This window comes from Bradyrhizobium sp. CSA207, assembly GCF_029051685.1.
Lineage (GTDB): Bacteria > Pseudomonadota > Alphaproteobacteria > Rhizobiales > Xanthobacteraceae > Bradyrhizobium.
On sequence record NZ_JAACFT010000001.1, the window covers coordinates 278,213 to 303,183 of the forward strand.

Annotated in this window: 19 protein-coding genes; 13 read left to right on the forward strand and 6 right to left on the reverse strand. The window is 64.6% G+C overall.

Translation table 11 applies throughout. The features are described from left to right. Window positions 1-24: 24 nt before the first annotated feature. The 5 genes from GWG65_RS01255 to hpaH all read right to left on the reverse strand — a co-directional run bounded on the left by GWG65_RS01255 (window position 25) and on the right by hpaH (window position 4,989). A complete protein-coding gene (locus GWG65_RS01255; RefSeq protein WP_275193468.1) occupies window positions 25-894 on the reverse strand; it encodes a fumarylacetoacetate hydrolase family protein in 870 nt (289 codons plus the stop codon). Between the two features lie 174 nt (window positions 895-1,068). After that, window positions 1,069-2,052 (reverse strand): 3,4-dihydroxyphenylacetate 2,3-dioxygenase, encoded by a 984-nt coding sequence (hpaD, locus tag GWG65_RS01260; protein ID WP_275193469.1) that lies wholly within the window; start codon window positions 2,050-2,052, stop codon window positions 1,069-1,071. Between the two features lie 169 nt (window positions 2,053-2,221). Continuing rightward, window positions 2,222-3,760, reverse strand: coding sequence for a 5-carboxymethyl-2-hydroxymuconate semialdehyde dehydrogenase (hpaE, locus tag GWG65_RS01265; protein ID WP_275193470.1), 1,539 nt, complete (start codon window positions 3,758-3,760; stop codon window positions 2,222-2,224). Further along, window positions 3,753-4,151, reverse strand: coding sequence for a 5-carboxymethyl-2-hydroxymuconate Delta-isomerase (locus GWG65_RS01270; RefSeq protein ID WP_275193471.1), 399 nt, complete (start codon window positions 4,149-4,151; stop codon window positions 3,753-3,755). Before GWG65_RS01270 ends, hpaE begins: the two co-directional genes overlap by 8 nt. A gap of 31 nt (window positions 4,152-4,182) precedes the next feature. After that, window positions 4,183-4,989 (reverse strand): 2-oxo-hept-4-ene-1,7-dioate hydratase, encoded by an 807-nt coding sequence (gene hpaH / locus GWG65_RS01275; RefSeq protein ID WP_275193472.1) that lies wholly within the window; start codon window positions 4,987-4,989, stop codon window positions 4,183-4,185. A 145-nt stretch (window positions 4,990-5,134) separates the two neighbouring features. On the opposite strand from hpaH, the gene hpaR reads away from it, so the two are divergent. The 13 genes from hpaR to GWG65_RS01340 all read left to right on the forward strand — a co-directional run bounded on the left by hpaR (window position 5,135) and on the right by GWG65_RS01340 (window position 23,714). Then, a complete protein-coding gene (hpaR, locus tag GWG65_RS01280; protein ID WP_275193473.1) occupies window positions 5,135-5,653 on the forward strand; it encodes a homoprotocatechuate degradation operon regulator HpaR in 519 nt (172 codons plus the stop codon). Between the two features lie 160 nt (window positions 5,654-5,813). Then, window positions 5,814-6,590, forward strand: coding sequence for an aldolase/citrate lyase family protein (locus GWG65_RS01285; protein WP_275193474.1), 777 nt, complete (start codon window positions 5,814-5,816; stop codon window positions 6,588-6,590). 198 nt (window positions 6,591-6,788) lie between these two features. Further along, window positions 6,789-8,312: an altronate dehydratase family protein gene (locus tag GWG65_RS01290; protein WP_275193475.1), complete on the forward strand. Its 1,524-nt coding sequence runs from the start codon at window positions 6,789-6,791 to the stop codon at window positions 8,310-8,312. 225 nt (window positions 8,313-8,537) lie between these two features. Continuing rightward, on the forward strand, window positions 8,538-9,059 hold the full coding sequence (locus tag GWG65_RS01295; RefSeq protein ID WP_275193476.1) for a PAS domain-containing protein: 522 nt from the start codon (window positions 8,538-8,540) through the stop codon (window positions 9,057-9,059). Then, window positions 9,037-10,341, forward strand: a complete 1,305-nt coding sequence (locus GWG65_RS01300; protein ID WP_275193477.1) for a methyl-accepting chemotaxis protein — start codon at window positions 9,037-9,039, stop codon at window positions 10,339-10,341. The genes GWG65_RS01295 and GWG65_RS01300 overlap by 23 nt, the downstream gene beginning before the upstream one ends. A 286-nt stretch (window positions 10,342-10,627) precedes the next feature. Beyond that, a complete protein-coding gene (locus GWG65_RS01305; RefSeq protein WP_275193478.1) occupies window positions 10,628-13,903 on the forward strand; it encodes a transglutaminase family protein in 3,276 nt (1,091 codons plus the stop codon). A gap of 27 nt (window positions 13,904-13,930) precedes the next feature. After that, a complete protein-coding gene (locus GWG65_RS01310) occupies window positions 13,931-16,444 on the forward strand; it encodes a circularly permuted type 2 ATP-grasp protein (protein WP_275193479.1) in 2,514 nt (837 codons plus the stop codon). Beyond that, window positions 16,441-17,319, forward strand: coding sequence for a transglutaminase family protein (locus tag GWG65_RS01315; protein ID WP_275193480.1), 879 nt, complete (start codon window positions 16,441-16,443; stop codon window positions 17,317-17,319). The genes GWG65_RS01310 and GWG65_RS01315 overlap by 4 nt, the downstream gene beginning before the upstream one ends. A 215-nt stretch (window positions 17,320-17,534) precedes the next feature. After that, window positions 17,535-18,362: a metal-dependent phosphohydrolase gene (locus GWG65_RS01320; protein WP_275193481.1), complete on the forward strand. Its 828-nt coding sequence runs from the start codon at window positions 17,535-17,537 to the stop codon at window positions 18,360-18,362. A 184-nt stretch (window positions 18,363-18,546) separates the two neighbouring features. Next, window positions 18,547-20,070 carry an FAD-dependent oxidoreductase gene (locus GWG65_RS01325; RefSeq protein ID WP_275193482.1) on the forward strand — a complete coding sequence of 508 codons (1,524 nt, stop codon included), beginning with the start codon at window positions 18,547-18,549 and terminating at the stop codon, window positions 20,068-20,070. Window positions 20,071-20,191: 121 nt separating this feature from the next. Next, entirely contained in the window at window positions 20,192-20,767 is a 576-nt protein-coding gene (locus GWG65_RS01330) for an HdeD family acid-resistance protein (protein ID WP_275193483.1), read from the forward strand. A 217-nt stretch (window positions 20,768-20,984) separates the two neighbouring features. After that, window positions 20,985-22,196 carry an ABC transporter substrate-binding protein gene (locus GWG65_RS01335; protein ID WP_275193484.1) on the forward strand — a complete coding sequence of 404 codons (1,212 nt, stop codon included), beginning with the start codon at window positions 20,985-20,987 and terminating at the stop codon, window positions 22,194-22,196. A 285-nt stretch (window positions 22,197-22,481) separates the two neighbouring features. Beyond that, window positions 22,482-23,714: an acyl-CoA dehydrogenase family protein gene (locus GWG65_RS01340; RefSeq protein WP_275193485.1), complete on the forward strand. Its 1,233-nt coding sequence runs from the start codon at window positions 22,482-22,484 to the stop codon at window positions 23,712-23,714. Here the strand turns inward: GWG65_RS01340 and GWG65_RS01345 are convergent. After that, window positions 23,686-24,783, reverse strand: coding sequence for an acyltransferase (locus GWG65_RS01345; RefSeq protein ID WP_275193563.1), 1,098 nt, complete (start codon window positions 24,781-24,783; stop codon window positions 23,686-23,688). The genes GWG65_RS01340 and GWG65_RS01345 overlap by 29 nt on opposite strands. Window positions 24,784-24,971 lie beyond the last annotated feature (188 nt).

Genomic DNA, 24,971 nt, shown 5'->3' on the forward strand with positions numbered 1-24,971 from the left:
CGCATCATTCCATTCGTTCGTTGATCAGGCTTCGTCGACGACGCCGTTGCGCAAAGCTCCGATGCCCTTGGCTTCGACCTCGACGACGTCGCCCGGTTTCAGATAGCGCGGCGGCTCGAACCGCGCGCCTGCGCCGGTCGGCGTGCCCGTGACGATGATGTCGCCGGGCACCAGCGTGGTAAAGGTCGAGATGTAGTTGATGAGGTAGCGGAACGGGAACATCAGCCGGCTGGTTCGGTCGTCCTGGCGCAGCTCGCCGTTGACGCGTGTGGTCAGGCGGATGTCGGCGATCTGCGATTCCTGCGTATAGGGCACGAGCCACGGTCCGAGGCTGCCGCTGGAGTCGAAATTCTTGCCTTGCGTGACATTGAACTTGGCGTGGCGCAGCCAGTCGCGCACCGAGCCTTCGTTGCAGAGCGTGAGCGCCGCGATGTGATCGAGCGCCGCGCTTTCGGCGATGTGCCGGCCCGCCTTGCCGATCACCAGCACGATCTCGCCCTCATAATCGAGCTGCGCCGAGGCGCGCGGGCGCACCAGCGGCGTGTCATGGCCGACGAAGGAGCGGGGCGAGCGCATGAACATGCTCGGATATTTCGGCGCGTCCTGGCCGTCCCTGTACTCGGCGTTGCGGTCGGGATAGTTGACGCCGATGCAGATGATCTTTTCCGGCGCGGGCACCGGCGGCAGCCAGGTGATGTCACTGAGCGCATGATCCGGCGTGCGTCCGGCGGCTTCTTCCGCAAGGCTCGCGAGCTTGCCAGCGGCGATGAGCTCGCGCAGCGTCGGATAGTCCTTGGCGTGTCGCGCGGAGAGATCAACGATGCCGCCGTCCCCGACGGCGCCATAGTAGGTTGCACCCTTGATAGAATAGGTGGCGAGGCGAGGGAGGCTCATGGGCAGCTCACTATTTCTCGTCGTCCCGGCGAAGGCCGGGACCCATACCGCGTGATCTACCGGTCGTGCGCGATGACAATCCCGAACGACCAACCTTCGTCAAACTTCTCCCTGTGGTTATGGGTCCCGGCCTTCGCCGGGACGATGGGAGAGAGTTCTTAATTGTCACAAGCATCAATCCGCCACCAGTACATCGGCCACGAATTTCGGCTCGCGCATGGCTTGCCCCGTGAAGGGCGAGCCCTGCTCGAACCACGAGCGCGGGGCGGGTGCGCCCCACAGCGTCTGGCGGCGCGGGTCGCGCAGCGACCAGCGCAGCGGCTCGTGGTCGTGATCGCCGGTAAAGTAGTCGCTGGTGTAGAGCTCGAGCCGGTGGCCGTCGGGATCCCTGACATAGAGGAAGAACGCGTTGGAGATGCCGTGGCGTCCGGGGCCGCGCTCGATGTTCTTCACGAAACCCTGCGACGCCATCACGTCGCAGAGGTGGATGATGTTCATCGCAGTCGGCGTCCAATAGGCGAAGTGATGCAGCCGCGGGCCCTTGCCATTGGTGATGGCGAAGTCGTGGACGTTACCCTTGCGGTGCATCCAGGCCGCGGCGATGCGCCCGTTCGGCCCGTCCTCCTCGGCATATTCGGTGAGGCGGAAGCCGAGCCGGGCATAGAAATCGACGGTGTCCTGCACTTCGGCGGCGAAGACGTTGAAATGGTCGAGCCGTTGCGGATGGCAACCCCTGTAGAGATCGTAACGGCGCAGCAGATGCGGCCGCCTGTCCATCGTTGCATAAAGCTCGATCTGGAAGCCGAAGGGATCGGTGAATTGCAGCGTGCGCCCCTGGAACGGCTGGTCGACGAAAGCGTAGCCAAGGCCGTTCTCGGACAGGAACGCAGCCGCTTTGTCGAGATCCTTGTCGTTGCCGACCTTGAAGCCGAGCCGGTTGCAGGCGGGAGCGGCCGCCTTGCGCAGCACCAGCGAATGATGCTGGTGTTCTTCGGCGGCGCGCAAGTAAACGACATTGTCGTCGGCGTCCTCGACATGCAGGCCGACGGTGGTCTCGTAGAACTCGCGGCTGAGCTTCAAATCGGTCACGTCGAGCACGGCGTGGCTGGAGCGGATGATGTTGAACGGCGGCTCGAAGACGTGTTGCGGTACCGGCATTTGCGTTTCCCCTCGGAGTCATTCCGGGGCGGCTCGAAGAGCCGAACCCGGAATCCATCGTGCAGCAGAGTTGGTGGATGAATGGATTCTCAGATGCGCAATTGCGCATCTTAGCTCGTGCTCCGGGCCGCTGTTGCGGTCCCGTCGCCCGTCCCGGAATGACGAAGACTTACATTCCCAGTTTCTGTATCTTGTGCGTGCCCCGCGCCAGCGAGACGTGCTTGGTTTCCATGTAGAAGTCGAACGAGTAGTCGCCGCCGTCGCGGCCGATGCCTGATGCCTTCATGCCGCCGAACGGCGTCGGCAGATGGCGGACATTTTCCGAGTTCAGCCAGATCATGCCGGCTTCGAGTGCGTCGGCGACGCGGAGCGCCCGGCCCATGTCGTTGGTCCAGACATAACCGGTGAGGCCATATTGGATGTCATTGGCGATCTCGATCGCATCCGCCTCGTCGCGGAAGGACAGCACGGTGAGGAAGGGGCCGAACACCTCTTCCTGCGCGACGCGCATCTTGCCATGCGCGCCGGTCACCAGAGTCGGCTCGACGTAGTGTCCGCCGCCCGGGCCGTCATAGGCCTTGCCCCCGACGGCGATCACAGCGCCGTCCTGGCGCGCGACATCGAAATAGGAACAGACCTTTGCCAGGTGCCGCTCGTGGATCAGCGGCCCGATCTCGGTCGCGGGATCGAGGGGGTGGCCGACCTTCAGCGCCTTCACACGCGCGATCAGCTTCTCGACGAATTTCTCTGCAATGCTTTCCTGGATCAGCAGTCGGCTAGAGGACGTGCAGCGCTCGCCGTTGAGCGAGTAGATCATGAACACGACCGCATCGAGCGCACGGTCCAGATCGGCGTCCTCGAACACGATCACCGGGTTCTTGCCGCCGAGCTCGAAATGCACGCGCTTCAGCGTCGGTGCGCCCTGCTTCATGATGGCGGAGCCCGTTGCGCTCTCGCCGACGAAGCCGATCGCCTTGATTGCGGGATGCTCGGTCAGCGCCTTGCCGGCCTCTTCGCCAAAGCCGTGGACGGTGTTGAGCACGCCATCGGGAACGCCGGCCTGCTTGACGAGCTTCGACAGCATATCCGCGGTCACCGGCGACCATTCGGCCGGCTTGTGCACGACGGTGCAGCCGGCCGCAAGCGCAGGCGCAATCTTCCAGGTCGAGAGCATAAATGGCGTGTTCCATGGCGTGATCACGCCGACCGGGCCGATCGGCACGCGGGTGGAGACGTTCCAGTGCTCGTCGCTCGGCGTGTTCTGGCCATCGCGGGCTTCGCCGCATCTGTCGGCGAAGAAGCGGAAGTTTTCTGCAGCGCGGACCGCAGCCTTGGCCATGAAGCGATAGGCCTGGCCGGTGTCGATGCATTCGAGCACCGCGATGTCTTCGGCATTGTCCTCGATGGCGTCGGCGACCCGATGCAGCAGCTTCTTCCGCATCGCAGGCGCCATGTCGCGCCAGGATTTGAAGGCAAGCGCAGCGGCGGTGGCCGCGCGGTCGACGTCCTCGGCGTTGCCGCGGGCGACGCTGGCGAGCGTTGCGCCATCGACCGGCGACTTGGTCTCGAAGATCTCGCCGGAGATCGAGGCGACGGTCTTGCCGTCGATCAAATGGCCGATGCCGTCGGCGCGAAGCTTCTTGAGCAGCGGCGCGACACGGTCGCGGTTGGCCCGGAACTCATCGGCCTTCGGCGTGGGCTTATCCATGGGCGGCCTCCACTTTCAGGGCGTCGTGGATGTTGTTGCGCTTCCAGCTGGCGTCCTTGTCGTTGATCTGCATGTCGAACGACAAGGCGAATTTGCTGGCGGCAAAGACGGGATCGAGATGTCGGGAGAGCGCCTGGAAGACATGCTCGCCGGCTTTCTTACGGGTCGCAAGGTCGCGGCCCTCGCCGATGCGAAGCACCATGTCGAGAAAGCCGTAGTCCTGCCGGGCGTCGGCGATCGCATAATGCTCGCACCTGACAGCGCGGACTCGGATGCCGCCGAGCGGGAAGATGCCGGTCTCGACCGCGGCCTTGCGCACGACCTCGCACACCGCGCCGATGTCGAGGCGGCCCTCGAGATTGGCCGAATATTCGATCGTGAAATGCGGCATCGCGGTTTCACTCCCTGCATCTTTTTGTTCGTCAGGCGAAGTAGCAGCTCACCGAACCGTAGGCGCCATAATCGGCTTGAATTGTGTCGCCCTTGCGGGTCTCGATCGGGCGGATGAAGGATCCCGCGAGCACGATCTGCCCGGGCTCCAGCGCGAGACCGAACGGTGCGATCTTGTTGGCGAGCCAGGCGACGGCGGTGGCGGGATGATTGAGCACGCCGGCGGCAAGGCCGGTTTCCTCGAGTTGGCCGTTCTTGAAACAGAGCGCGCCGATCCAGCGCAGATCAGCTTCCGAGGGGCGGATCGGCCGCCCGCCGAGCACGATGCGGGCATTCGCCGCATTGTCGGCGATGGTGTCGAAGATCTTTCGAGTCGCCTTGGTCGCGGGATCGACGCGCTCGATCCGCGTATCCAGAATTTCCAGCGCCGGCACCACGAAGTCGGTGGCGTTGAGCACGTCGAACATCGTGCAGTCGGGACCGGAGAGGCGCTTGCTCATGATAAAGGCGAGCTCGGCCTCGACCCGCGTGGCAATGAAGCGCTCGGTTGGGACCAGCCCGCCGTCGGCAAAGAACATGTCGTCGAGCAGCACGCCCGAATCCGGCTCGTCGATGTTGAGCGCGCTCTGCATCGCCTTGGAGGTCAGGCCGATCTTGTGGCCCTTCACCACGCGTCCTTCGGCAATCTTGACATCGACCCACGCCTGCTGAATCGCGTAGGCATCGGCGATGCTGATGCCGGGAAAATCCTGCGAGAGCTGGCGGATCTGCGTGCGGGTCTTCTCTGCCTGGTGCAGACGCTTCGCGCAAGCTCGGATATCGTCGTTGGAAAGCGCCATGTGATCTTACAACATGTGATCTTACAAAATGTGTGATCTTACAGATCGTGGTGCCGGGAAGATACTTAACATGTTAAGTGAATGCGTCAAACACAATTTGGGCTTGCTGCACTGCAAACGTTTTGGGGTTTGAAGGCGGGGTATCATGGCGAAGAGACCGGCTGATCCAGCGAACGGGGGTGCACCTGCCGCGCGGCAGGTGCCGATGCGCGACTTCTCGCGCTCGCTGCCGATGTCGCTGCTCAGGGCGCGCGAGGCGGTGATGCGGCAATTTCGTCCCTCGCTGCGCGAGCACGGCCTGACCGAGCAGCAATGGCGCATTTTGCGCGCACTTGCGGCCATCGAGGCGGTCGAGGTCACGGAACTCGCGCGCACGGCGTTCCTGCTCGGACCGAGCCTGTCGCGCATCCTGCGCGATCTCGAGGCGCGCAATCTGATCGAGCGCAAGACCGCGAAGGCGGACCTGCGCCGCAGCATGGTCTCGATCTCGGAGAAAGGCGTGAAGCTGATGGCTTCCGTCGCGCCGTCATCGGAGGCCATCTATTCCGAGATCACGCGACGCTATGGCGCACGCAAGCTCGCCGAGTTGCAGGACATGCTGGCCGAGCTCGAACGGAGCCTCGGCGAACTTGGTGCCTCCGACGAGGCAATAGCCGAGGAGTGAACCCAGATATGCGCGGGCGCGCGGCGAGAGCGATGGACATCGCCGCGTTTTTTCGCTCAAAGTGCCGCGGAAGCCGATCTGTTCAAATCGGCGCCGGGACGGATGGCGCCACCCTTGCCGGATGGTGACGAAGGGTCCAACAACAAAGAAGGAAGGCAACGTGCCGAACAAGGTCAAGGAAATCTGGAAGTCGGGCAAGGCCGTGGTCAACGCGTGGCTCGCGATTCCCTCCGGCTTCTCGGCCGAGATGATCGCGCAATGCGGCTTCGACAGCGTCACGGTCGACATGCAGCACGGCGTGCAGGACTACCTGTCGATGGTGCAATGCTTCCAGGCAATGGACAAGCATCCGATCACGCCGATGGTTCGCGTGCCCTGGAACGAGCCAGGCATCATCGGCAAGGTGCTCGACGGCGGTGCCTATGGCGTGATCTGCCCGATGGTCAACACGCCGCAGGAAGCCAGGAACCTCGTCTCCTATTCCAAATATCCGCCGAAGGGCGTGCGCTCCAACGGCCCGATCCGCGCCGGCATGTACGGAACCGCGGGCTCCTACCAGAAGACGGCGAACGACGACATCGTGCTGCTGCCAATGATGGAGACCAGGACCGCTGTCGAGAACATGGAAGCGATCCTCGATGTCGAGGGCCTCGATGGCGTCTATATCGGCCCGTCCGACCTTGGCTTCTCCTACGGCCTCGAGCCGAAGCTCGATCGCACCGAGCCGGAGATCCTCGCGATCTACGACAAGATCATCAAGGAGTGCGGCAAGCGTGGCCTCAATCCGGGCATCCATTGCAGCGGTGCCGAAGGCGCCGCGCGCGCCATCAACATGGGCTTCAAGCTGGTGACGCTGTCAAACGAGGTCGGCCTGATGACGACCTACGCCAAGATGCAGGTCAACGCGACCCGGAAGGATTCCGCCGGGAAGGCGTGATATTCCTCCCTCTCCCCGCTCTTGCGGGGAGAGGGTCGGGGTGAGGGGCCTCTCTCAACAGGCACTGAACTAACGATCGAGCGCGCGGCTTGCCCCTCACCCGGATCGCACCGGTCGATGCTTCGCATCGCCGGGAGCGATCCGACCTCTCCCCGTAAGAACGGGGAGAGGTGAAGAAAAAAGACCAAGGAGACTCCCATGACCATCAGTCCCGTCATCCGCCTGCATCCCGATGATGGCGTGCTGATCGCGCGCGCCAGCCTGCCGCCCGGCACGGTGGTGGCCGACGGCGTGACGACGGTCGAGCGCATTCCCTCCGGCCACAAGGTCGCGATCAAGCCGATCGCGTTGGGCGAGCCGGTCAGGCGCTATGGCCAGATCATCGGCTTTGCGACGATACCGATCGCGCCGGGCCAGCACGTGCACACGCAGAATTGCGGCATGGGCGATTTCGCCAAGGACTACGCCTATTGCGCCGACGTCAAGCCGACGCCGAATTTCGACCTGCCGGCGACGTTCGAAGGCATCCGCCGCCCGGATGGCCGCGTCGCCACCCGCAACTATATCGGCATTCTCACCTCGGTGAATTGCAGCGCGCATGTTGCCAGCCTCGTCGCCGACGTCTTCAAGAAGAATCCGTTCAGCGGCGACAATCCGCTGGCCGACTTCCCCAATGTCGACGGCGTGGTCGCGCTGACTCACAAGACCGGCTGCGGCATGACCCAGAACGAGCCTTTGGCGCTGCTCCGTCGCACGCTTGGCGGCTATGCGCGGCACGTCAATTTCTCCCACGTCATCGTGCTCGGCCTCGGCTGCGAGGTGAACCAGATCGGCGGCCTTATGGAGGAGCAGAAGCTCGCGGGACGTCTGCGTGCGATGGACATCCAGGAGGTCGGCGGCACTCGCAAGACCGTGGAGGCGGGCATTGCCTTCGTGCGCGAGGCGCTCGCTGACGCCAACAAGGTGAAGCGCGAGTCCGTGCCGGCGAGCGAACTCACCGTGGCGCTGCAATGCGGCGGCTCCGACGGCTATTCCGGCGTGTCGGCCAATCCGGCGCTTGGTGCGGCGAGCGATCTGATCGTGCGTCACGGCGGCACCGTGATCCTGTCGGAGACGCCGGAGACTTATGGCGCCGAGCATCTGCTCACGCGCCGCGCCGTCAGCCGCGAGGTCGGCGAGAAGCTGGTCGATCTCATGCGCTGGTGGGACGCGTACACCGAGCGCGAAGGCGCCGAGATGAACGCCAATCCGAGTCCCGGCAACAAGGCCGGCGGTCTCACCACCATTCTCGAAAAGTCGCTCGGCGCGATGGCGAAGGCCGGCACCACCAATCTCGTCGACGTGCTGCGCTACGCCGAGCCGGTGACCAAGAAGGGTTTTGTCTTCATGGACACGCCCGGCTACGACCCGGTCGCTGCGACCGGGCAGGTCGCCGGCGGCGCCAACCTCGTCTGCTTCACCACAGGCCGCGGCAGCGTGTTCGGCTGCAAGCCGGCACCGTCGATCAAGCTCGCCACCAACACGCCCATGTACAAGCGCATGGAAGACGACATGGACGTAAATTGCGGCACCATCCTCGAAGGTGCGGAGAGCGTCGAGCAATGCGGCCAGCGCATCTTCGAGCTCATCCTGAAGACCGCCTCCGGCCAGCCGACCAAGAGCGAGAGCTTTGATTTCGGCGGCGCTGAGTTCGCGCCCTGGGTGCTTGGCGCGACCATGTGATCGCGCTTTCCGCGCGGCGGCGCATCGGTACAACCAGAGGCCGTCAAAAATCGGTAACCGAGGGATGCGCTGCTGCGGCGAATGCAGGCGACTACGTAATGTTACGGAGGCGAGATACTCCCACGAAAATTCCCTGGCTCATGCCTGATTAACAATGTTGCCCTAAGCAGGAGACGATGCGGCTCCACAGTGCGGTGGGGCCGAGCGTTGAAGGATCGGAGCAAGATGGTGCACGCGATACGTCCCACCGGGGTGGAAAGTCTCCTCGGTGAGGAAGAGTTGATCGTGTCGAAGACCGATCTCAAGGGCCGGATTACCTACGCCAACGACGTCTTCATTCGCATGGCGAAATACTCCTATGCCGAGCTGATGGGCGCGCCCCACAGCCTGATCCGCCATCCCGACATGCCGCGCTGTGTCTTCAAGCTGCTCTGGGACACCCTAGGGGCCGGGCAGGAGATCTTCGCCTATGTCGTCAACCTGGCGAAGGATGGCAGCCACTATTGGGTGTTCGCTCACGTCACGCCGACCATCGACGAAGTCGGCAAGGTCGTCGGTTATCACTCCAATCGCCGCAAGCCCGATCTCGCGCAGATCGAGCGCATCAAGCCGATCTACAAGACGCTGTGCGCCGAAGAGGCGCGCCACGCCAACGCCAAGGACGGCATGCGTGCGAGCTTCGAGATAATGGTCGGCCTGCTCAAGCAACAAGGTGTCGGTTACGATGAATTTGTGCTCTCTCTCTAAGGCGCAGGGAGCGACCGCACTTGCGTGCCTTCTCGCCACCATCGCGTTCGTCTTCTCCTTTGTCGGCCTGACCGGATTTCCTGCCGCTGCCCTGCCTGGCGCGACCGTGCTGCTGCTAGGCTACGCCGTGTGGTGCCAGCGCCGCACGGCCGTCGCCGTCGATGAGGTGGCCGAAGTGTGCCGCGGGGCTGCGCGTGGCGATCTCGAAGTGCGCATCCTCAGCGACCGGCAAGCCGGACGGATCGGGGCGGTTCAGAAGTCGGTCAACGATATGCTCGACATCACGGACGCCTTCGTCCGCGAGGCATCGGCGTCGATGGACTACGCCAGCCGGGGCAAGCATTTCCGCAAGATTCTTGCGCGGGGGCTTCCCGGCTCCTTTCGCCGTTCGGCGGGCGTCATCAATTCCGGCACCGAGAGCCTTGGTCATCGCGTCGTCGAGATCGGCGACCTTGCCAGGACATTCGGCACGCATCTGGACCAGATCGCAGGTGGCCTGATGAGCGCGGCGACGGATCTCGAGGGCGACGCCGGCCGGATGGCGGCGGCGGCCGAGAAGACCAGCCGCCAGACCTCCGGCGTGCGCAGCGCGTCCGACCAGGCATCGAGCAACGTTGCGACGGTCGCGAGCGCGGCCGAACAGCTCGCGGCCTCAATCGCCGAGATCAGCCGTCAGGTTGCCAGTTCGACCGAGAGCACGGGGCGTGCCGTGATCGAAGCCAATCGCGCCGGCAGCGAGATCCGCACGCTTGCCGATGCGGCGATGCGGATCGGCGACGCTGTCAAGCTGATCAGCGAAATCGCCGAGCAAACCAACCTTCTCGCGCTCAACGCCACCATCGAGGCGGCCCGCGCCGGCGAAGCCGGTCGCGGCTTCGCTGTAGTGGCTTCCGAGGTCAAGAGCCTCGCCAACCAGACTGCGAAGGCGACCGAGGAGATCAGCGCCAAGGTGGGCGAGATGCAGCAATCGACGACCACTTCGGTCACCGCCGTCGAGGCTATCGCGCAGACCATCGGCGAAATCGACGGGATCACCGCCTCGATTGCGGCCTCCATCGAGCAGCAGGGTGCCGCGACCCGCGAAATTGCCCGCAATGTGCAGGAGGCCTCGGCCGGCACCTCGCAGGTGTCCTCCAATGTCACGGGCATCAGCGAAGCCGCCGCCGATACGGGGCGCGTCGCGAGCCGCGTCAACTGCGCCTCCGAACGCGTCCATGGCGAAGTCGAGACGCTGCGGCGCGAGGTGACGCAGTTCCTGCAACGGCTGACGTCGGCGGCGTAATATTGCCCCACCCAACGCTGTCGTCCCGGACAAGTGCGCCTTAAGCGCGCGCCGATCCGGGACCGCAGCGCGAGCGCTTGCGCTCGTCGCGATAACCACAGGATTGAATTTGGCGAAGACAGGTTAACCCAGGTCTGGCGCCACAACTCATCCCGGTGGTTATGGATGCCGGCTTTCGCCCGGACGACGAAGTGATACTTCGTAGGCACGTGCTGCCCGTTGTTAGTGCTTGATCGCGATCACCAGCGGTGTTCTGCTCAAAAAAGCTGCTGGAGTACCGCAACCCGTGTCGATCTACGTCGCATTACACCACGTCACACACTACAAATACGACCGTCCGATCGATCTTGGCCCGCAGACCATCCGGCTGCGGCCGGCGCCGCACACGCGCACGCCGATCCTGAGCTATTCGCTCAAGGTCACGCCATCAAATCATTTCGTGAACTGGCAGCAGGATCCGCAAGGCAACTGGCTGGCGCGCTACGTCTTCCCGGAGAAGACCACCGAACTGAAAATCGAGGTCGATTTCACGGCGCAAATGACCGTGGTCAATCCGTTCGACTTCTTCGTCGAGCCCTATGCCGACAGCTTTCCGTTCGAATATCCGCAGGACCTGAAGACGGAGCTCGCGCCTTATCTCGAGACCATCAAGCCCGACCGCCTGTTCGCAAAATATCTTGACTCGCTCCCGCACGAAGCTCCGAACACCGTCAACTTCCTGGTCGATCTCAACAGGGAGCTACGCGAGAGAATTCGCTACGTCATCCGTATGGAGCCGGGCGTGCAGACGCCCGAGGAGACGCTGTCGTCCTCTGCCGGCTCATGCCGCGACTCCGCCTGGCTGCTGATCCAGGCCTTCCGCCATCTCGGGCTCGCTGCCCGTTTCGTCTCCGGCTACCTGATCCAGATCCGTCCCGACATCGATCCGATCGAGGGACCGCCGGAGGTCGAGAACGACTTCACCGATTTGCACGCCTGGGCCGAGGTCTACCTGCCCGGCGCAGGCTGGATCGGATTCGACGCCACCTCCGGCATGCTCGCGGGCGAGGGGCACATCCCGGTCGCCGCGACGCCGCACTACCGCTCCGCAGCCCCGATCTCGGGCGGCGCCGGCTTTGCCGAGGTCGAGTTTGCCTTCGACATGAGCGTCCGGCGCATCCGTGAGGCGCCACGCATCACAAAGCCGTTCTCCGACGAATCCTGGACCCGGCTCAACGATCTCGGCGAGCAGGTCGACGGCGATCTCGCCGCGCAGGATGTGCGGCTCACCATGGGCGGCGAGCCGACCTTCGTCTCGGTCGATGATCTGGAAGCGGCGGAATGGAACACCGAGGCGGTCGGTCCGACCAAGCGCGCGCTTGCCGATGATCTGATCCGCCGCCTGCGCACGCGCTTTGCGCCCGGCGGCCTGCTGCACTACGGCCAGGGCAAATGGTATCCCGGCGAAAGCCTGCCGCGCTGGGCGTTCGGTCTGTACTGGCGCAAGGACGGCGTGCCGATCTGGAAGAATGCCGATCTGATCGCCAAGATCGAAAATCCGCGGCGCGCCGGCGTCAAGGACGCCGAAGCGTTCATGCAAGGCACGGTGGCACGGCTCGGGCTCGATCCCGGCTACATCATGCCGGCCTATGAAGATCCAGCCTACTGGTTGCAGAAGGAGGGGGAGCTTCCGGTCAACGTCGATCCCTCCGACTCCAAGCTGTCCGATCCGGAAGCGCGCGCGCGTATGGCGCGAGTGTTCGACGAGGGGCTGAACACGCCAAAGGGCTTCGTGCTGCCGGTGCAGCGCTGGAACGCGGAGGCGCCGCGCTGGCGCAGCGAGCGCTGGAATCTGCGTCGCAACCATCTGTTCCTGATGCCCGGCGATTCCCCGCTCGGCCTGCGATTGCCGCTCGCCGCGCTCGAATATGTGCCGCCCAATCGCTATCCCTACATCGTCGAACAGGATCCGATGGAGCCGCGGACCAAGCTGCCGGTATTCGGCCGCATGCAGCGCCTGGAAGCGCCGGCATCACGGCTCGCGCCGGAAACTCCCGATGCGCCGGAGCCGGTCCGCACCGCGATATCGGTCGAAGTCCGCGACGGTGTGCTCTGCGCCTTCATGCCGCCGGTCGAGCGGATCGAGGATTATCTCGAGCTGGTCGCAGCCCTCGAAGCCACCGCCGAGGAGATGCAGCTCCAGGTCCATGTCGAAGGCTATCCACCGCCGTTTGATCCGCGCATCGACGTCATCAAGGTGACGCCTGACCCCGGCGTGATCGAGGTCAACGTCCAACCGGCAAAGAACTGGCACGAGGCGGTCGACATCACCGTTGGGCTCTACGAGGATGCCGCCAAAAATCGTCTCGGCGCCAACCGCTTCCTGGTAGACGGCCGCCACACCGGCACCGGCGGTGGCAATCACGTCGTGGTCGGCGGCTCCAGCCCGCAGGATTCTCCGTTCCTGCGCCGCCCTGATCTGCTCAAGAGCCTGGTCCTGTACTGGCAGCGTCATCCGTCGCTGTCCTATTTCTTCTCCGGCCTGTTCATCGGTCCGACCAGCCAGGCGCCGCGCATCGACGAAGCCCGCCACGACAGCATCTACGAGCTCGAGGTCGCGCTCTCGCACGTGCCGCCGCCGGGTTACCAGGCGCCACTGTGGCTGGTGGACCGGCTGTTCCGGCACCTGCTCGTCGACATCACCGGCAATACCCACCGCGCCGAGATCTGCATCGACAAGCTCTATTCGCCGGACGGCCCCACGGGGCGGCTCGGCCTCGTTGAATTCCGCGCGCTCGAAATGCCGCCCGATCCGCGGATGTCGCTGGCCCAGCAGCTCCTGATCCGCGCACTGATCGCAAAGCTGTGGCGCGAGCCGCAAGCCGGCAAGTTCGTGCGCTGGGGCACCGCGCTGCATGACCGCTTCATGCTGCCGCACTTCATCTGGGAAGACTTTCTGGACGTGCTGTCGGAGCTGCAGCAGTCCGGCTATCCGTTCGAGCCGGAATGGTATCTGGCCCAGCTCGAATTCCGCTTCCCCGCCTTCGGCCGCGTCCATCATGGCGGCGTGACGCTGGAATTGCGCCAGGCGCTGGAGCCCTGGCACGTGCTCGGCGAGGAGGGCTCGGCCGGCGGCACGGTGCGCTACGTCGATAGCTCGGTCGAACGGCTCCAGGTCAAGGCGGAAGGCTTCGTCGAGGGCCGCCATGTCATAACCTGCAATGGCCGGCGCCTGCCGATGGCCTCGACCGGCCGCTCGGGCGAAGCCGTCGCCGGCGTCCGTTTCAAGGCCTGGCAGCCGGCCTCCGGCCTGCACCCGACCATTCCGGTTCATGCGCCCTTGACCTTTGATCTGATCGACACCTGGAACGGCCGCTCGCTCGGCGGCTGCGTCTATCACGTCGCCCATCCCGGCGGCCGCAGCTACGACACCAAGCCCGTCAACACCTACGAGGCCGAGGCGCGGCGGCTGGCGCGCTTCCAGGACCATGGCCATACGCCGGGCCCAATCCGGCCGCCGCCGGAGGAACGCACAAATGAGTTTCCGCTGACCCTCGACTTGCGAACGCCGCTCCTGCAATGAGTATGGGGGTAGGGCAAGGAGACTCGCATGGGCGAGGGCGCAGCCGAAGAGAACGATCAGGCGGGCAGGGCGTCCGGCCAGCGCCGCGTCGCGCAATGGGTCCGCGACTATAGCCCTCTGCCCGGCATCCCCGACGAGTTCCTCGGCCCCGACGGGGCCCCGCGCGCGGTCTGGAGCCGCTTCCTCGATCCCTTCGGCGCGCTCGCGCCCGACGAGATCGAACGGCGCTTCGCCATGGCCGATCGGCATTTGCGCGAGGCGGGCGTTACTTACCGCGCACCGGGCGATACCGCCGACCGAATCTGGCCGCTCAGCCATCTGCCGCTGCTGATCGACGAGGCCGACTGGCGCCAGCTCACCGCCGGCATTAAGCAGCGCGCCGAGCTGCTTGAGCTGGTGCTGCGGGACATCTATGGCGAGGGACGGCTGGTTGCCGAAGGCGCGCTGCCCGCGGCCGCGATCGCCGGCAGTGCCGAATACCTGCGGCCCGTCTGCGGCGTCCCGCCGCCCGGCGGGCGTTATCTCTCGATCTATGCCGCCGATGTCGGCCGCGGGCCCGACGGCCGCTGGTGGGTGCTCGGCGACCGCACGCAGGCGCCGTCGGGTGCGGGCTATGCGCTGGAAAACCGCCTGGTGCTCTCGCGCGCCTTCTCCGATCTTTACAAGTCGATGAACGTGCCGCGCGTGGCGTCGTTCTTCGAGGCATTTCGCGACTCGCTTCGCGCCAGCGCGGACCGCGACGAGCCGCGCATCGGCGTGCTCTCGCCCGGCAGCTTCAGCGAGACCTATTTCGAGCATGCGACGCTGGCGCGCTATCTCGGCTTCCTGCTGGTCGAGGGCGACGATCTTGCCGTCAGCGACAACCGCGTTCACATCCGCACTGTCGCAGGGCTCAAGCGGCTCGACGTGCTCTTGCGCCGCGTCGATTCCAACTCGCTCGATCCGCTTGAGCTCGATGCCTCCTCGCGGCTGGGTGTGCCCGGCCTGATCGATGTGCTGCGCAAGGACGGGGTCGTCGTCGCCAACATGCCCGGCTCCGGTGTGCTGGAGGCCCGCGCGCTGCTCGGCTTCCTGCCGGCCCTGAGTCGCCGCCTGCTTGGCGAAGAGCTGAAGATGCCGCATATCGCGACCTGGTGGTGCGGCCAGCGCTCGGCGCGCGAGGAGGTGCTGTCGCGGCTCGACGAGGTCGCGATTGAAGGCGCCTATCGGCGCGGCGTTCCCGGCTTCGATACCAGCGGGCCGGTGCTTGCGAGTGAGCTCGATGCAAGCGGCCGCCGGCGCCTGGTCGATTCCATCAATGCGCGCGGCATGGACTATGTCGGCCAGGAGGTGGTGCGGCTCTCGACCATGCCGGTCTGGGAGCACGGGCAGCTCACGCCGCGCCCGTTCGTGCTGCGCGTGTTCGCGGCCGCGACGGCCGATGGCTGGACCATCATGCCCGGCGGCTTCTGCCGGATCGCCGAACAGGCCGATGCGCGCGCGGTGTCGATGGGCGACGGCGCGCGCGCCGCCGATGTCTGGGTCGTCTCTGATAAGCGGGTCTCGACCGCGACGCTGCTGCCGACGACCGACAAGGTCCGGATCCGCCGCATCGCGGGCGTGCTGCCGAGCCGGGCGGCCGACAATCTGTTCTGGCTCGGCCGCTATCTCGAACGCGCCGAGGCGACGCTGCGGCTGGTGCGCGCCTTGAGCTCGCCAAGCGGGCCCAACAAGGGCACCTCGGCCACGATGCAGTCGATCGAACGCATCCAGCGCATGCTGGTGCCGTGGGGCGCGATCTCGCAAGCCTCGCGCGCGGCAGCGGGGCGCATCGCCGCCGAAGCGCTGCAGAGCGCCGAGCGTCCCGGCTCGGCGTTGTCGCTGGTGCGCGCGGCACAGCGTACGGCGACTTCCTTGCGCGAGCGGCTGTCGCCGGATGCCTGGCAGGTCATTACCGAAATGGCCGAGCGGCTGGCTTACGAGGTCGAGGACGACGACAGCGTGCTGAGCGCCGCGGAGCTGACCTTGCAGGAGCTTGCGAGCTTTGCCGGCCTTGCGCAGGAGAACATGAACCGAGCCGCAGGCTGGCGCTTCCTCGATATCGGCCGCCGCGCCGAGCGCGCTATCAACACGACGCGCTTCGCCCGCCAGTTCGCCTATGACGAGGCCGGCGACGAGGATCTCGATATCCTGCTGACGCTGGTGGATTCACAGATCACTTACCGCTCGCGCTATCTGCTGGCACCGATCCTGGCTCCGGTGCGCGACCTTGCGGTGCTCGATGGCTACAACCCGCGTTCGGTCGCGTTCCAGGTGACGATGCTGAACGAGCACATCGCGGCGCTGCCGAGCCTGAAGGAACACGGCCTGATCGAGCGGCCGCAGCGGCTCGCGGTCGCGGTGCAGGCGATGCTGGCGACCGCCGAGGCCGAGAAGCTCGAGGTCAAGACGCTGTTCGCGCTGGAGCAGGACCTGCTCAGCCTTGCCGAGGCGATCGGGCTGCACTATTTCCCGCACGGTCCCAATGCCAGCCGTCCGGAAAAGCTGACGGGGCTGGCGTGATCTACGATATCCGTCACGTCACCACCTACGAATATGAGAATCCGGTCAGCTTCGCGCGCTGCACGTTGCGGCTGGAGCCGAGGAGCGGCGGCGGCCAGGAGCTGATCTCGCACAATGTCGAGATCCGGCCGCGCCCGGCGGAGCGCAACGTTCGGCGCGATTTCTTCGGCACGCTGACCGAGAGCGTGGTGATCGAGGCCGCGCATCGGACCTTGCGGATCGACTCGCGCTCGCGCGTCTCGGTGTCGCGCCAGACGCCGCCGCGTGACGCCGCGAGCCCGTCCTGGGAGAGCATCCGCGACCTGGCCTTCGAGGCGACGAGCCTCGGGCCGTCCTCGCCGGTCGGCTATGTCTTTGCGAGTCCCCTTGTGCCGGTGCTGCGGCCCGTCAGCGCCTATGCGGAGGCGAGCTTCGCGCCCGAGACGGGCATTCTCGCCGGCGCCGCCGATCTCATGCATCGCATCCGCACCGAGTTTCGCTACGATCCCAAGGCGACGGTGATCTCGACGCCGCTCGACGAGGTCTTCGACAAGCGCCACGGCGTCTGCCAGGACTTTGCCCACGTGATGATTGCGGGCTTGCGCGGGCTCGGCCTGCCCGCGGCCTATGTCAGCGGCTATTTGCGCACTATTCCGGCGCCGGGCCGGCCGCGCCTGCAAGGCGCCGACGCCACCCACGCCTGGGTGTCGCTGTGGTGCGGAGCGGAGCTCGGCTGGGTCAACTTCGATCCGACCAACGATCTGCTGGTCGCCAACGATCATATCGTGCTCGCCGTCGGCCGCGATTTCTCCGACGTCTCCCCGGTCGACGGCATCATCGTCGGCTCGCCGAAGCAGAAGCTCGGCGTGGCCGTCGACGTGCAGCTGGTGGAGTGACCGCGGTTCACCGTCCCCGGGGCGGGCCCACCGCAGGGTGTATTGAACTGTGACAGCAACCTTGATGTTGCGAAGCGGCACAGCAACATATTTCGGTATTTTCGTCCCCGGGTTTGGTCAGTTCCCCAAGATGGGCTATGCTGGCTCTTGCGTCGAGGACGCGAACGAGACGTCGGGAGTTGGCCTGCGACACGACCGACAACGGGGCTGCATCCATGATCACGTTGCCGAGACTAGCGGCCGAATCCCTGGAGAAGTTGCTGGGCACGTTCATGCGTCGCCGGTTCGATGAGACTTCCGCAAGTATCGTCGAGAGCGCGACCCGCACCGCGATGGAATGCATCGGCAACAGCGATGCGCTCTATCACAATATTGAGCATACCATGCTGGTGACGCTGGCCGGCCATTCCATCCTCAGCGGCCGCAGTCTCCACACCCACCTGTCGGCCGAGGACTACGTCCATGTCCTGATCGCCTGCCTCGCCCACGACATCGGCTATGTGCGTGGCCTGTTCGAAGAGGATGATGAAGACGGCTTCGTGATCGATGCGACCGACACCAAGATCTCATTGCCGCGCGGTGCATCGGACGCGAGCTTGATGATGTATCACGTCGATCGCTCGAAGCTCTACGTGACGCGACGGCTGCGACATATTCCTGGACTCGATCCGGAACGCATCGCTCGCGCCATCGAGGGCACGCGGTTTCCGGCCCGCGAGGGCCAGGACTATGACGACGATGCCTCGATCCTGCGCGCCGCCGACTTCATCGGACAGCTCGGCGATCCCAATTATCTGCGCAAGGCCAACGCGCTCTACTACGAATTCGAAGAGATCGGCATGAACCGCCAGCTCGGTTACGACTCGCCCGCCGACATCGTCAACCGCTATCCACAATTCTATTGGAACAGCGTCGCACCGCACATCCAGACCGAGATCGGCTATCTCAACAAGACCGAGATCGGCCGGCAATGGATCGCCAACCTCTACAGTAACGTGTTCCGCGCGGAACGCGAGATCTCGCTGTCAGGGCCGCAAAAATAGGTCGGGTCGTCTCGAACTTGTTCGGAGCCGGCCACAAACTGCCGCAGGAGCGTCCCCGCCGAGTGGGCGCAGGCCGTGCCTGATGTTCGCAACGCGGCCGGTTGACCTGATTTTTGGTGTCGTGCGGAACTTTTGGCAGAGAGCGCCGTCCAGATCCTGAGCGAGAGTTGCGAAGGAGGCGACCATGACCGAGGAAAGCAAGCCGAGCGGGCCCGACCTGACCAAGGGCGTCTCGCTGACCGAATTCAAGGACGGCAAGCTGCTCGGCCATGTCGGTGCGGAGGACGTCTTGCTGGTGCAGGCGGGCAGTGAGATCTTCGCGATCGAGCCGGCTTGCAGCCACTACCACGGGCCGCTCGCCGAAGGGCTCGTGGTCGACGACACTATCCGCTGTCCCTGGCATCACGCCTGCTTCTCCTTGCGCACCGGTGAGCCCACGCGCCCGCCGGCGCTGAACGCGCTGGCAGTGTGGGAGGTGATGCGCGACCGGGACCGGATCCTGGTTCAGCGCAAGCGTGAGATGCCGGCGCCCCCGGCGCCTCATCGTGCGGCGCCGATGCCGGAAAAATTCGTCATCGTCGGTGGCGGCGCGGCCGGATTCGCGGCGGCCGAGATGCTCCGGCGCGAAGGCTTTGCCGGCGCCATCACCATGCTGAGCGACGACGGCGCGATGCCGGTCGACCGGCCGAACCTCTCCAAGGACTATCTCGCCGGCAACGCGCCGGAAGATTGGCTGCCGTTGAGGGGCGAGGATTATTTTCGGGATGCAGGCATCGACCTCAGGCTCAACACCAACGTGTCCGCGATCGATCCGAAGGCAGGCCGCGTGATGCTGGGCAACGGCGACAGATTGCCGTTCGACCGGCTGTTGCTGGCGACCGGTGCCGAGCCTGTGAAATTGCAGAGTCCTGGCGCCGACCAGCCGCATGTCCATACCTTGCGCTCCGTCGCCGACAGCCGCGCCATCATCAAGGCGGCAGGCGGGGCGAGGCGCGCGCTCGTGATCGGCGCCAGCTTCATCGGCCTCGAAGTCGCAGCCTCCTTGCGGGCGCGAAAAGTCGAAGTCCACGTCGTCGCGCCCGAGGAGCGACCCATGCAGCGTGTGCTGGGGCCCGAGATGGGCGACTTCGTTCGTGCGCTGCATGAAGAGAATGGCGTCAACTTCCACCTCGAGGACACCGTGGAGAAGATCGACGGCACGCGCGCTACCTTGAAGAGCGGTGCGGTCATCGAGGCGGACCTCGTCGTGGTCGGAATCGGCGTCAAGCCGCGCCTTGCGCTGGCCGAGCAGGCGGGACTCGCGATCGATCGCGGCGTCAGCGTCAGCGAATATCTCGAAACCAGCGTATCTGGCATCTTCGCCGCCGGCGACATCGCGCGCTGGCCCGATCCACACTCGAAGCGAAACATCCGCGTCGAACACTGGGTGGTGGCGGAGCGGCAGGGCCAGACCGCGGCGCGCAACATGCTCGGCCGGCGCCAACGCTTCGATGCCGTGCCATTCTTCTGGAGCCAGCATTATGATGTGCCGATCAACTATGTCGGCCATGCCGAGAGCTTTGACGACATCGCGATCGACGGCAGCATCGCCGGCAAGGACTGCCTGCTGAAATACCGCAAGGGCGGCCGCGTGCTGGCGGTCGCTTCAATTTATCGCGATCTAGACAATCTCAAGGCTGAGCTCGCGATGGAGCGGTCGCGGGCGTGAGCCGATCTTGATTTGCGTCAATGTTGTCTCCGTCGGGCGCTGCTCTGCTGGCTGTCGTACAGGTCCGGACCGTGCTCCTCTGGCGCGTGTCTCCGGGCTTCGCATGCAAGGAGTAACCGCCATGACAAGCGCTTCGGATACGTCGCACCATTCCAGCCTCGGCTCGGGCATCGCGGCGCTGCATGCCAAATGGGGATGGATCGTCGCGCTCGGCGTGGTCTATCTCGTCGCCGGATTTGTCGCGCTCGGCAGCATGGTGATGGCGACGGTTGCGAGCGTGATCGTGGTCGGCGCGATGATGATCGTCGCCGGCGTGACAGAAGTCATCGGCGCGTTCCAGATGAAGAGCTGGGGCAAGTTCGTGGTCTGGGCCTTGCTCGGCGTGCTCTACGTCCTCGCAGGCTTGCTCACCTTCGAGAACCCGTTGTTCGCTGCGGCGTTGTTGACCCTGTTCCTCGGCGCCTCACTGCTCGCCTCCGGCGCCGTCAGGCTGTTTCTCGCCTTCAGCATGAAGCGCGAAAGTCCGTGGGTCTGGGTGGCGCTCTCGGCCGTCATTACGCTGTTGCTGGGTTGCCTGATCCTGGCGCGCTGGCCGGTCAACAGCGTCTACATTCTCGGACTGTTCCTCGGCATCGACCTGATCATGGCGGGCGCGGGCTGGGTCAGCCTGGGCTTCAGCCTGCGGCGGCGCCACTAGAGCATGATCCGGAAAAGTGCGGAGCGGTTTTCCGAAAAAGATCGTGCTCAGACAATGACCTAAAGCGCGATGGCGGTTCATCCGAACGTCATCGCGCTTTAGCTACCAGCAACTCGACGCAAGACCGTCTTGCCGAACTCCGCTGATCTGACGCGCTGACCAAAAGCAGCACGCCGTGCGTTCGCCTCGCGCGGACGATCATCATCGGGGAGAAACCATGAAAGCCGCTCTGGTCCTGGCCGCAGCGCTGGCTGCCGCCGGTCTGTCCACACCCGTCTCCGCGCAAAAATCCTACGGTCCCGGCGTCAGCGACACCGAGATCAAGATCGGCAACACCATGCCCTATAGCGGGCCGGCGTCGCCGCTCAGCATCACCGGCAAGGTGATCGCGGGCTATTTCGACGAGGTCAACGAGACGGGCGGCGTCAACGGGCGCAAGCTCAATTTGATCTCGCTGGACGACGCGTTCTCGCCGCCCAAGACCATGGAAGCGGCACGGCGGCTGGTCGAGAGCGATGGCGTTGCCTTCATCTTCGCGACCATGGGCACGGCGCCGAGCTCGGCGATCGCAAAGTATCTCAACAGCAGCAAGGTGCCGCAGCTGTTTTTGATCAGCTCGGCCTCGAAGTGGAACGATCCGGCCAACATGCCCTGGTCGATGGCGCTGCCCTGGGCGCCGAACTACACCAGCGAGGCCGCGATCGACGTTGCCTATGCCCGCGCCAAGAATCCGAATGCGCGCTTTGCAGTGCTCTACCAGAACGATGACGCCGGCAAGGAATATTTGCGCGGCGTCAAGGAGGCGCTCGGCCCTGATGCCGACAAGGCAATCGCGATGGCCTCGAGCTTCGAGGTTGCCGATCCGACCGTCGATTCCCAGGTGCTGACGCTCGCGAGCTCCAAGGCCGACGTCTTCATGATCTATTCGGTGACGCCGCGCGCCTGCGCGCAGGCGATCCGGAAAGCCCACGAGGTCGGCTGGCAGCCGCAGCGCTTCCTCGCCTCGGGCTGCGCCAACAAGGCCACCGTGATGGTGCCGGCGGGTCTCGATGCCGGCAAGGGCGTACTGTCGCTCGGCTCGCTCAAGCCGTTCACGGCCGAGCCGAAGGACGATCCGGCGATGTCGGCCTATATCGACTTCATGAAGCGGCGCCTGCCCAATGCCGACGTCAACAATGTCGCCGGCCTCTACGGCTACACCGTTGCCGAGGCGCTGGTCGTCGTGCTGAAGCAGTGCAAGGACAATCTGACGCGCGAGAACATCATGGCGCAGGCGGCGAGCCTGAAGAGCGTGCCGTTGTCGCTGCTGATGCCCGGCATCACCCTCAACACCACGTCGCAGGATTTCCGCCCGATCAAGGACGGCTATATGCTCCAGTTCGACGGCAACGACTGGATCGTGGCAAGCGAGCTGTTGCGGGGGACGTGACGTTAGGGCTGACGAACGGCCGCAGAGGCGGTGCACCCTCTCCCCTTGTGGGAGAGGGTGGCTTCGCGGCACGCGAAGCCGGGTGAGGGGTTTCTCTCCGCGAGTCACTCTTGCGCAGTCGTGTTGCTGATAGAGACCCCTCATCCGGCGCCATAGCCGAAGCTCCGCTTCGGCGTTCTTAAGAACGGCGGCCGAAGGCCGCCTATGCCACCTTCTCCCACAAGGGGAGAAGGGAAGAGGCACCTTCATTGCGCCCAGCTTTTTCGGCACGAACGGGAGGCTACAATGGACTTTCAACACTCCGCACGTTCGCTGGAGCTCCAGGATCGCGTTCGCCAGTTTATGCGGACGCATGTCGAGCCGGTCGAGGAGCTCTATTACGAGCAGGTCAAACCGGAAGCCACGCGCTACCGGACGCCGCCTGTGCTGCAGGACCTGAAGCGGCTGGCGCGCGAGCAGGGCCTCTGGAACCTGTTCCTGTCCGGCGAGCACGGCCCAGACCCTACCGGCCCAAGGCTGACCAATCTCGAATACGCCCCCGTGAAGGAGATCATGGGCCGCATCCTCTGGGCACCCGAGGTGTTCAACTGCTCGGCGCCCGACGTCGGCAACATGGAGGTGCTGGCCAATTACGGCACGCCGGCGCAGCAGCAGCGCTGGCTGAAGCCGCTGCTCGAGGGGCGCATCCGCTCCGGCTTCTCGATGACCGAGCCGCAGGTCGCCTCCAGCGACGCCACCAATATCCAGTGCGAGATCAGGCGCGACGGTGGCGACTACGTCATCAATGGCCGCAAATGGTTTACCTCCGGCGCGATGAACGAGGATTGCGAGATCCTGATCGTGATGGGCAAGACCGCGCCCGACCATCCCGACCGCCATAGCCAGCAATCCATGATCCTGGTGCCGAAGATGACGCCCGGCGTCCGCATCGTGCGCGACATGCTCACTTACGGCTATGACGACGCGCCGGCCGGCCATCCCGAGATCGTCTACGAGGATGTCCGCGTGCCCGCCGAGAACATTTTGCTCGGCGAGGGCCGCGGCTTCGAGATCGCGCAGGGGCGGCTCGGTCCGGGCCGCATCCACCATTGCATGCGGCTGATCGGCTGCGCCCAGCGCGCGCTGGAATTGATGTGCGCCCGCGCGGTGTCGCGCACGGCCTTCGGCAAGCCGCTCGCCGAGCAAGGCTCGGTACGCGAGGACATCGCAAACTCGTTCTGCGAGATCGCACAGGCGCGGCTATTGACGCTGCAAGCCGCCGACAAGATGGACCGCGAGGGCAACAAGGCCGCGCGCGACCTGATCGCAGCGGCCAAGATCGTGGTGCCGAGCATGGCCGCCCGCGTCATCGACCGCGCCATCCAGATCCACGGCGCTGCCGGCGTCTCGCAGGACACGTTCCTGGCCCGCGCTTACGTCTACGCCCGCTTCATTCGCATCGGCGACGGGCCGGACCAGGTGCATCTGGCAGCGGTCGGCAAGGAGTTGATCAAGCGCGGCGGGGTGATGGCGGGCTAGGCGGTGACATGCTCTGGGGGAACCCCGGCCGCGTGATCGATGGAATGGGCCGGCTTTTGTTCCAGTTTGCGCTGGCGAGGCGATGCCGAAGTCGGTCCAGCGGCCTCTCAAGACCAACGATAATGAGACAAGACACCAACAGGCTTACCCCGACGACGACGGCATAGCGGTCACTCAGAAACTGAATGATCGGGAAATGCACCAGGTAGATCGGATAGGAAAGATCACCGACAAATCGATCGATGCTGACGTCCTTGAAGGCTGCAAAGGCAACCGGAGCGACGGCCGCGGCCGCCGTAGCCACAACGAAGCCGTACTGAACCGGCACATTCACGGCAAACCACTGTCCCAGCACGATCAACCCGGCGATTGCGACGAGCGCTACGGCCTTGGATTTCGCGAATGGAAGCGTTTCGATCCGGCTGAACAATCGGAAGCTGAGCATTCCGAGCACAAACAGAGGAAGCTCGAACGGAAAGAAGCGATAGAACCACGGATCGTGATCCAATCCGGCAGCATACGCTGCAAGTCTCGCTCCGGTGAGTATGAGAGCGACCACACCCAAGCTCGAGCGACCAAGCCGAGCCAAAGACGGCGCCAACAGGTAAAAATACAGCTCCAGCGCCAGTGTCCACGATGGGCGCACAATCAGGTACGAGGACAGTTGGGGCGCGGTGGAGTGAAAATCTGCGGTGAAGAATAGCTCGCCGTGATCCACTCCGAGGAACAGCAAAGTGTCCTGAAGAAAAATCAAGATGCTGGACGCGAACACCAGAATGGCTGGCTGCCATCCCAGGCTGGCGATGTGGTGGAAACCGTTCGCGGGCCAAAGCGCCAAAGTAAGGGCCGCCACGATCCAATATGTCGGGAAAATCCGAACTGCTCGACTGAGGTAGAATGCTCCTGCGGACGCGTAGCGTTGCGACAAGACCATCTGCATGTAGAAGCCGGAAATAACAAAGAAGATTTCAACTGCCGTGATCCCCGTCGTGAGACGCAGCCAGGGGAATGGCGGCATCACGTGGTCGCCGACCACGGCGAGTGCCAGGAGTAATCTCAAGAGCCCCATCAATTCACACGATCAAACGCAGCACAGCTTCCGACATGATGGAATAATTGCGAACAGCACCCAGTTCAGCCGGAACAAACGTAGAGAGACTATTGGTCTTCCAACCCGCTTCTCTGGGGCGATTGTGACGGCCTCGAACAGAAATTCGAAGCCATTTGCGGCCACTCCTTGCACGACGGGAATGAAAA

What these genes read in the sequence shown, in the direction of transcription:
- GWG65_RS01255 (WP_275193468.1), bottom strand. Translation starts at nt 894, where the DNA reads ATGAGCCTCCCTCGCCTCGCCACCTATTCTATCAAGGGTGCAACCTAC.
- hpaD (WP_275193469.1), bottom strand. Translation starts at nt 2,052, where the DNA reads ATGCCGGTACCGCAACACGTCTTCGAGCCGCCGTTCAACATCATCCGC.
- hpaE (WP_275193470.1), bottom strand. Translation starts at nt 3,760, where the DNA reads ATGGATAAGCCCACGCCGAAGGCCGATGAGTTCCGGGCCAACCGCGAC.
- GWG65_RS01270 (WP_275193471.1), bottom strand. Translation starts at nt 4,151, where the DNA reads ATGCCGCATTTCACGATCGAATATTCGGCCAATCTCGAGGGCCGCCTC.
- hpaH (WP_275193472.1), bottom strand. Translation starts at nt 4,989, where the DNA reads ATGGCGCTTTCCAACGACGATATCCGAGCTTGCGCGAAGCGTCTGCAC.
- hpaR (WP_275193473.1), top strand. Translation starts at nt 5,135, where the DNA reads ATGGCGAAGAGACCGGCTGATCCAGCGAACGGGGGTGCACCTGCCGCG.
- GWG65_RS01290 (WP_275193475.1), top strand. Translation starts at nt 6,789, where the DNA reads ATGACCATCAGTCCCGTCATCCGCCTGCATCCCGATGATGGCGTGCTG.
- GWG65_RS01295 (WP_275193476.1), top strand. Translation starts at nt 8,538, where the DNA reads ATGGTGCACGCGATACGTCCCACCGGGGTGGAAAGTCTCCTCGGTGAG.
- GWG65_RS01300 (WP_275193477.1), top strand. Translation starts at nt 9,037, where the DNA reads ATGAATTTGTGCTCTCTCTCTAAGGCGCAGGGAGCGACCGCACTTGCG.
- GWG65_RS01310 (WP_275193479.1), top strand. Translation starts at nt 13,931, where the DNA reads ATGGGCGAGGGCGCAGCCGAAGAGAACGATCAGGCGGGCAGGGCGTCC.
- GWG65_RS01320 (WP_275193481.1), top strand. Translation starts at nt 17,535, where the DNA reads ATGATCACGTTGCCGAGACTAGCGGCCGAATCCCTGGAGAAGTTGCTG.
- GWG65_RS01325 (WP_275193482.1), top strand. Translation starts at nt 18,547, where the DNA reads ATGACCGAGGAAAGCAAGCCGAGCGGGCCCGACCTGACCAAGGGCGTC.
- GWG65_RS01330 (WP_275193483.1), top strand. Translation starts at nt 20,192, where the DNA reads ATGACAAGCGCTTCGGATACGTCGCACCATTCCAGCCTCGGCTCGGGC.
- GWG65_RS01335 (WP_275193484.1), top strand. Translation starts at nt 20,985, where the DNA reads ATGAAAGCCGCTCTGGTCCTGGCCGCAGCGCTGGCTGCCGCCGGTCTG.
- GWG65_RS01340 (WP_275193485.1), top strand. Translation starts at nt 22,482, where the DNA reads ATGGACTTTCAACACTCCGCACGTTCGCTGGAGCTCCAGGATCGCGTT.
- GWG65_RS01345 (WP_275193563.1), bottom strand. Translation starts at nt 24,783, where the DNA reads ATGGGGCTCTTGAGATTACTCCTGGCACTCGCCGTGGTCGGCGACCAC.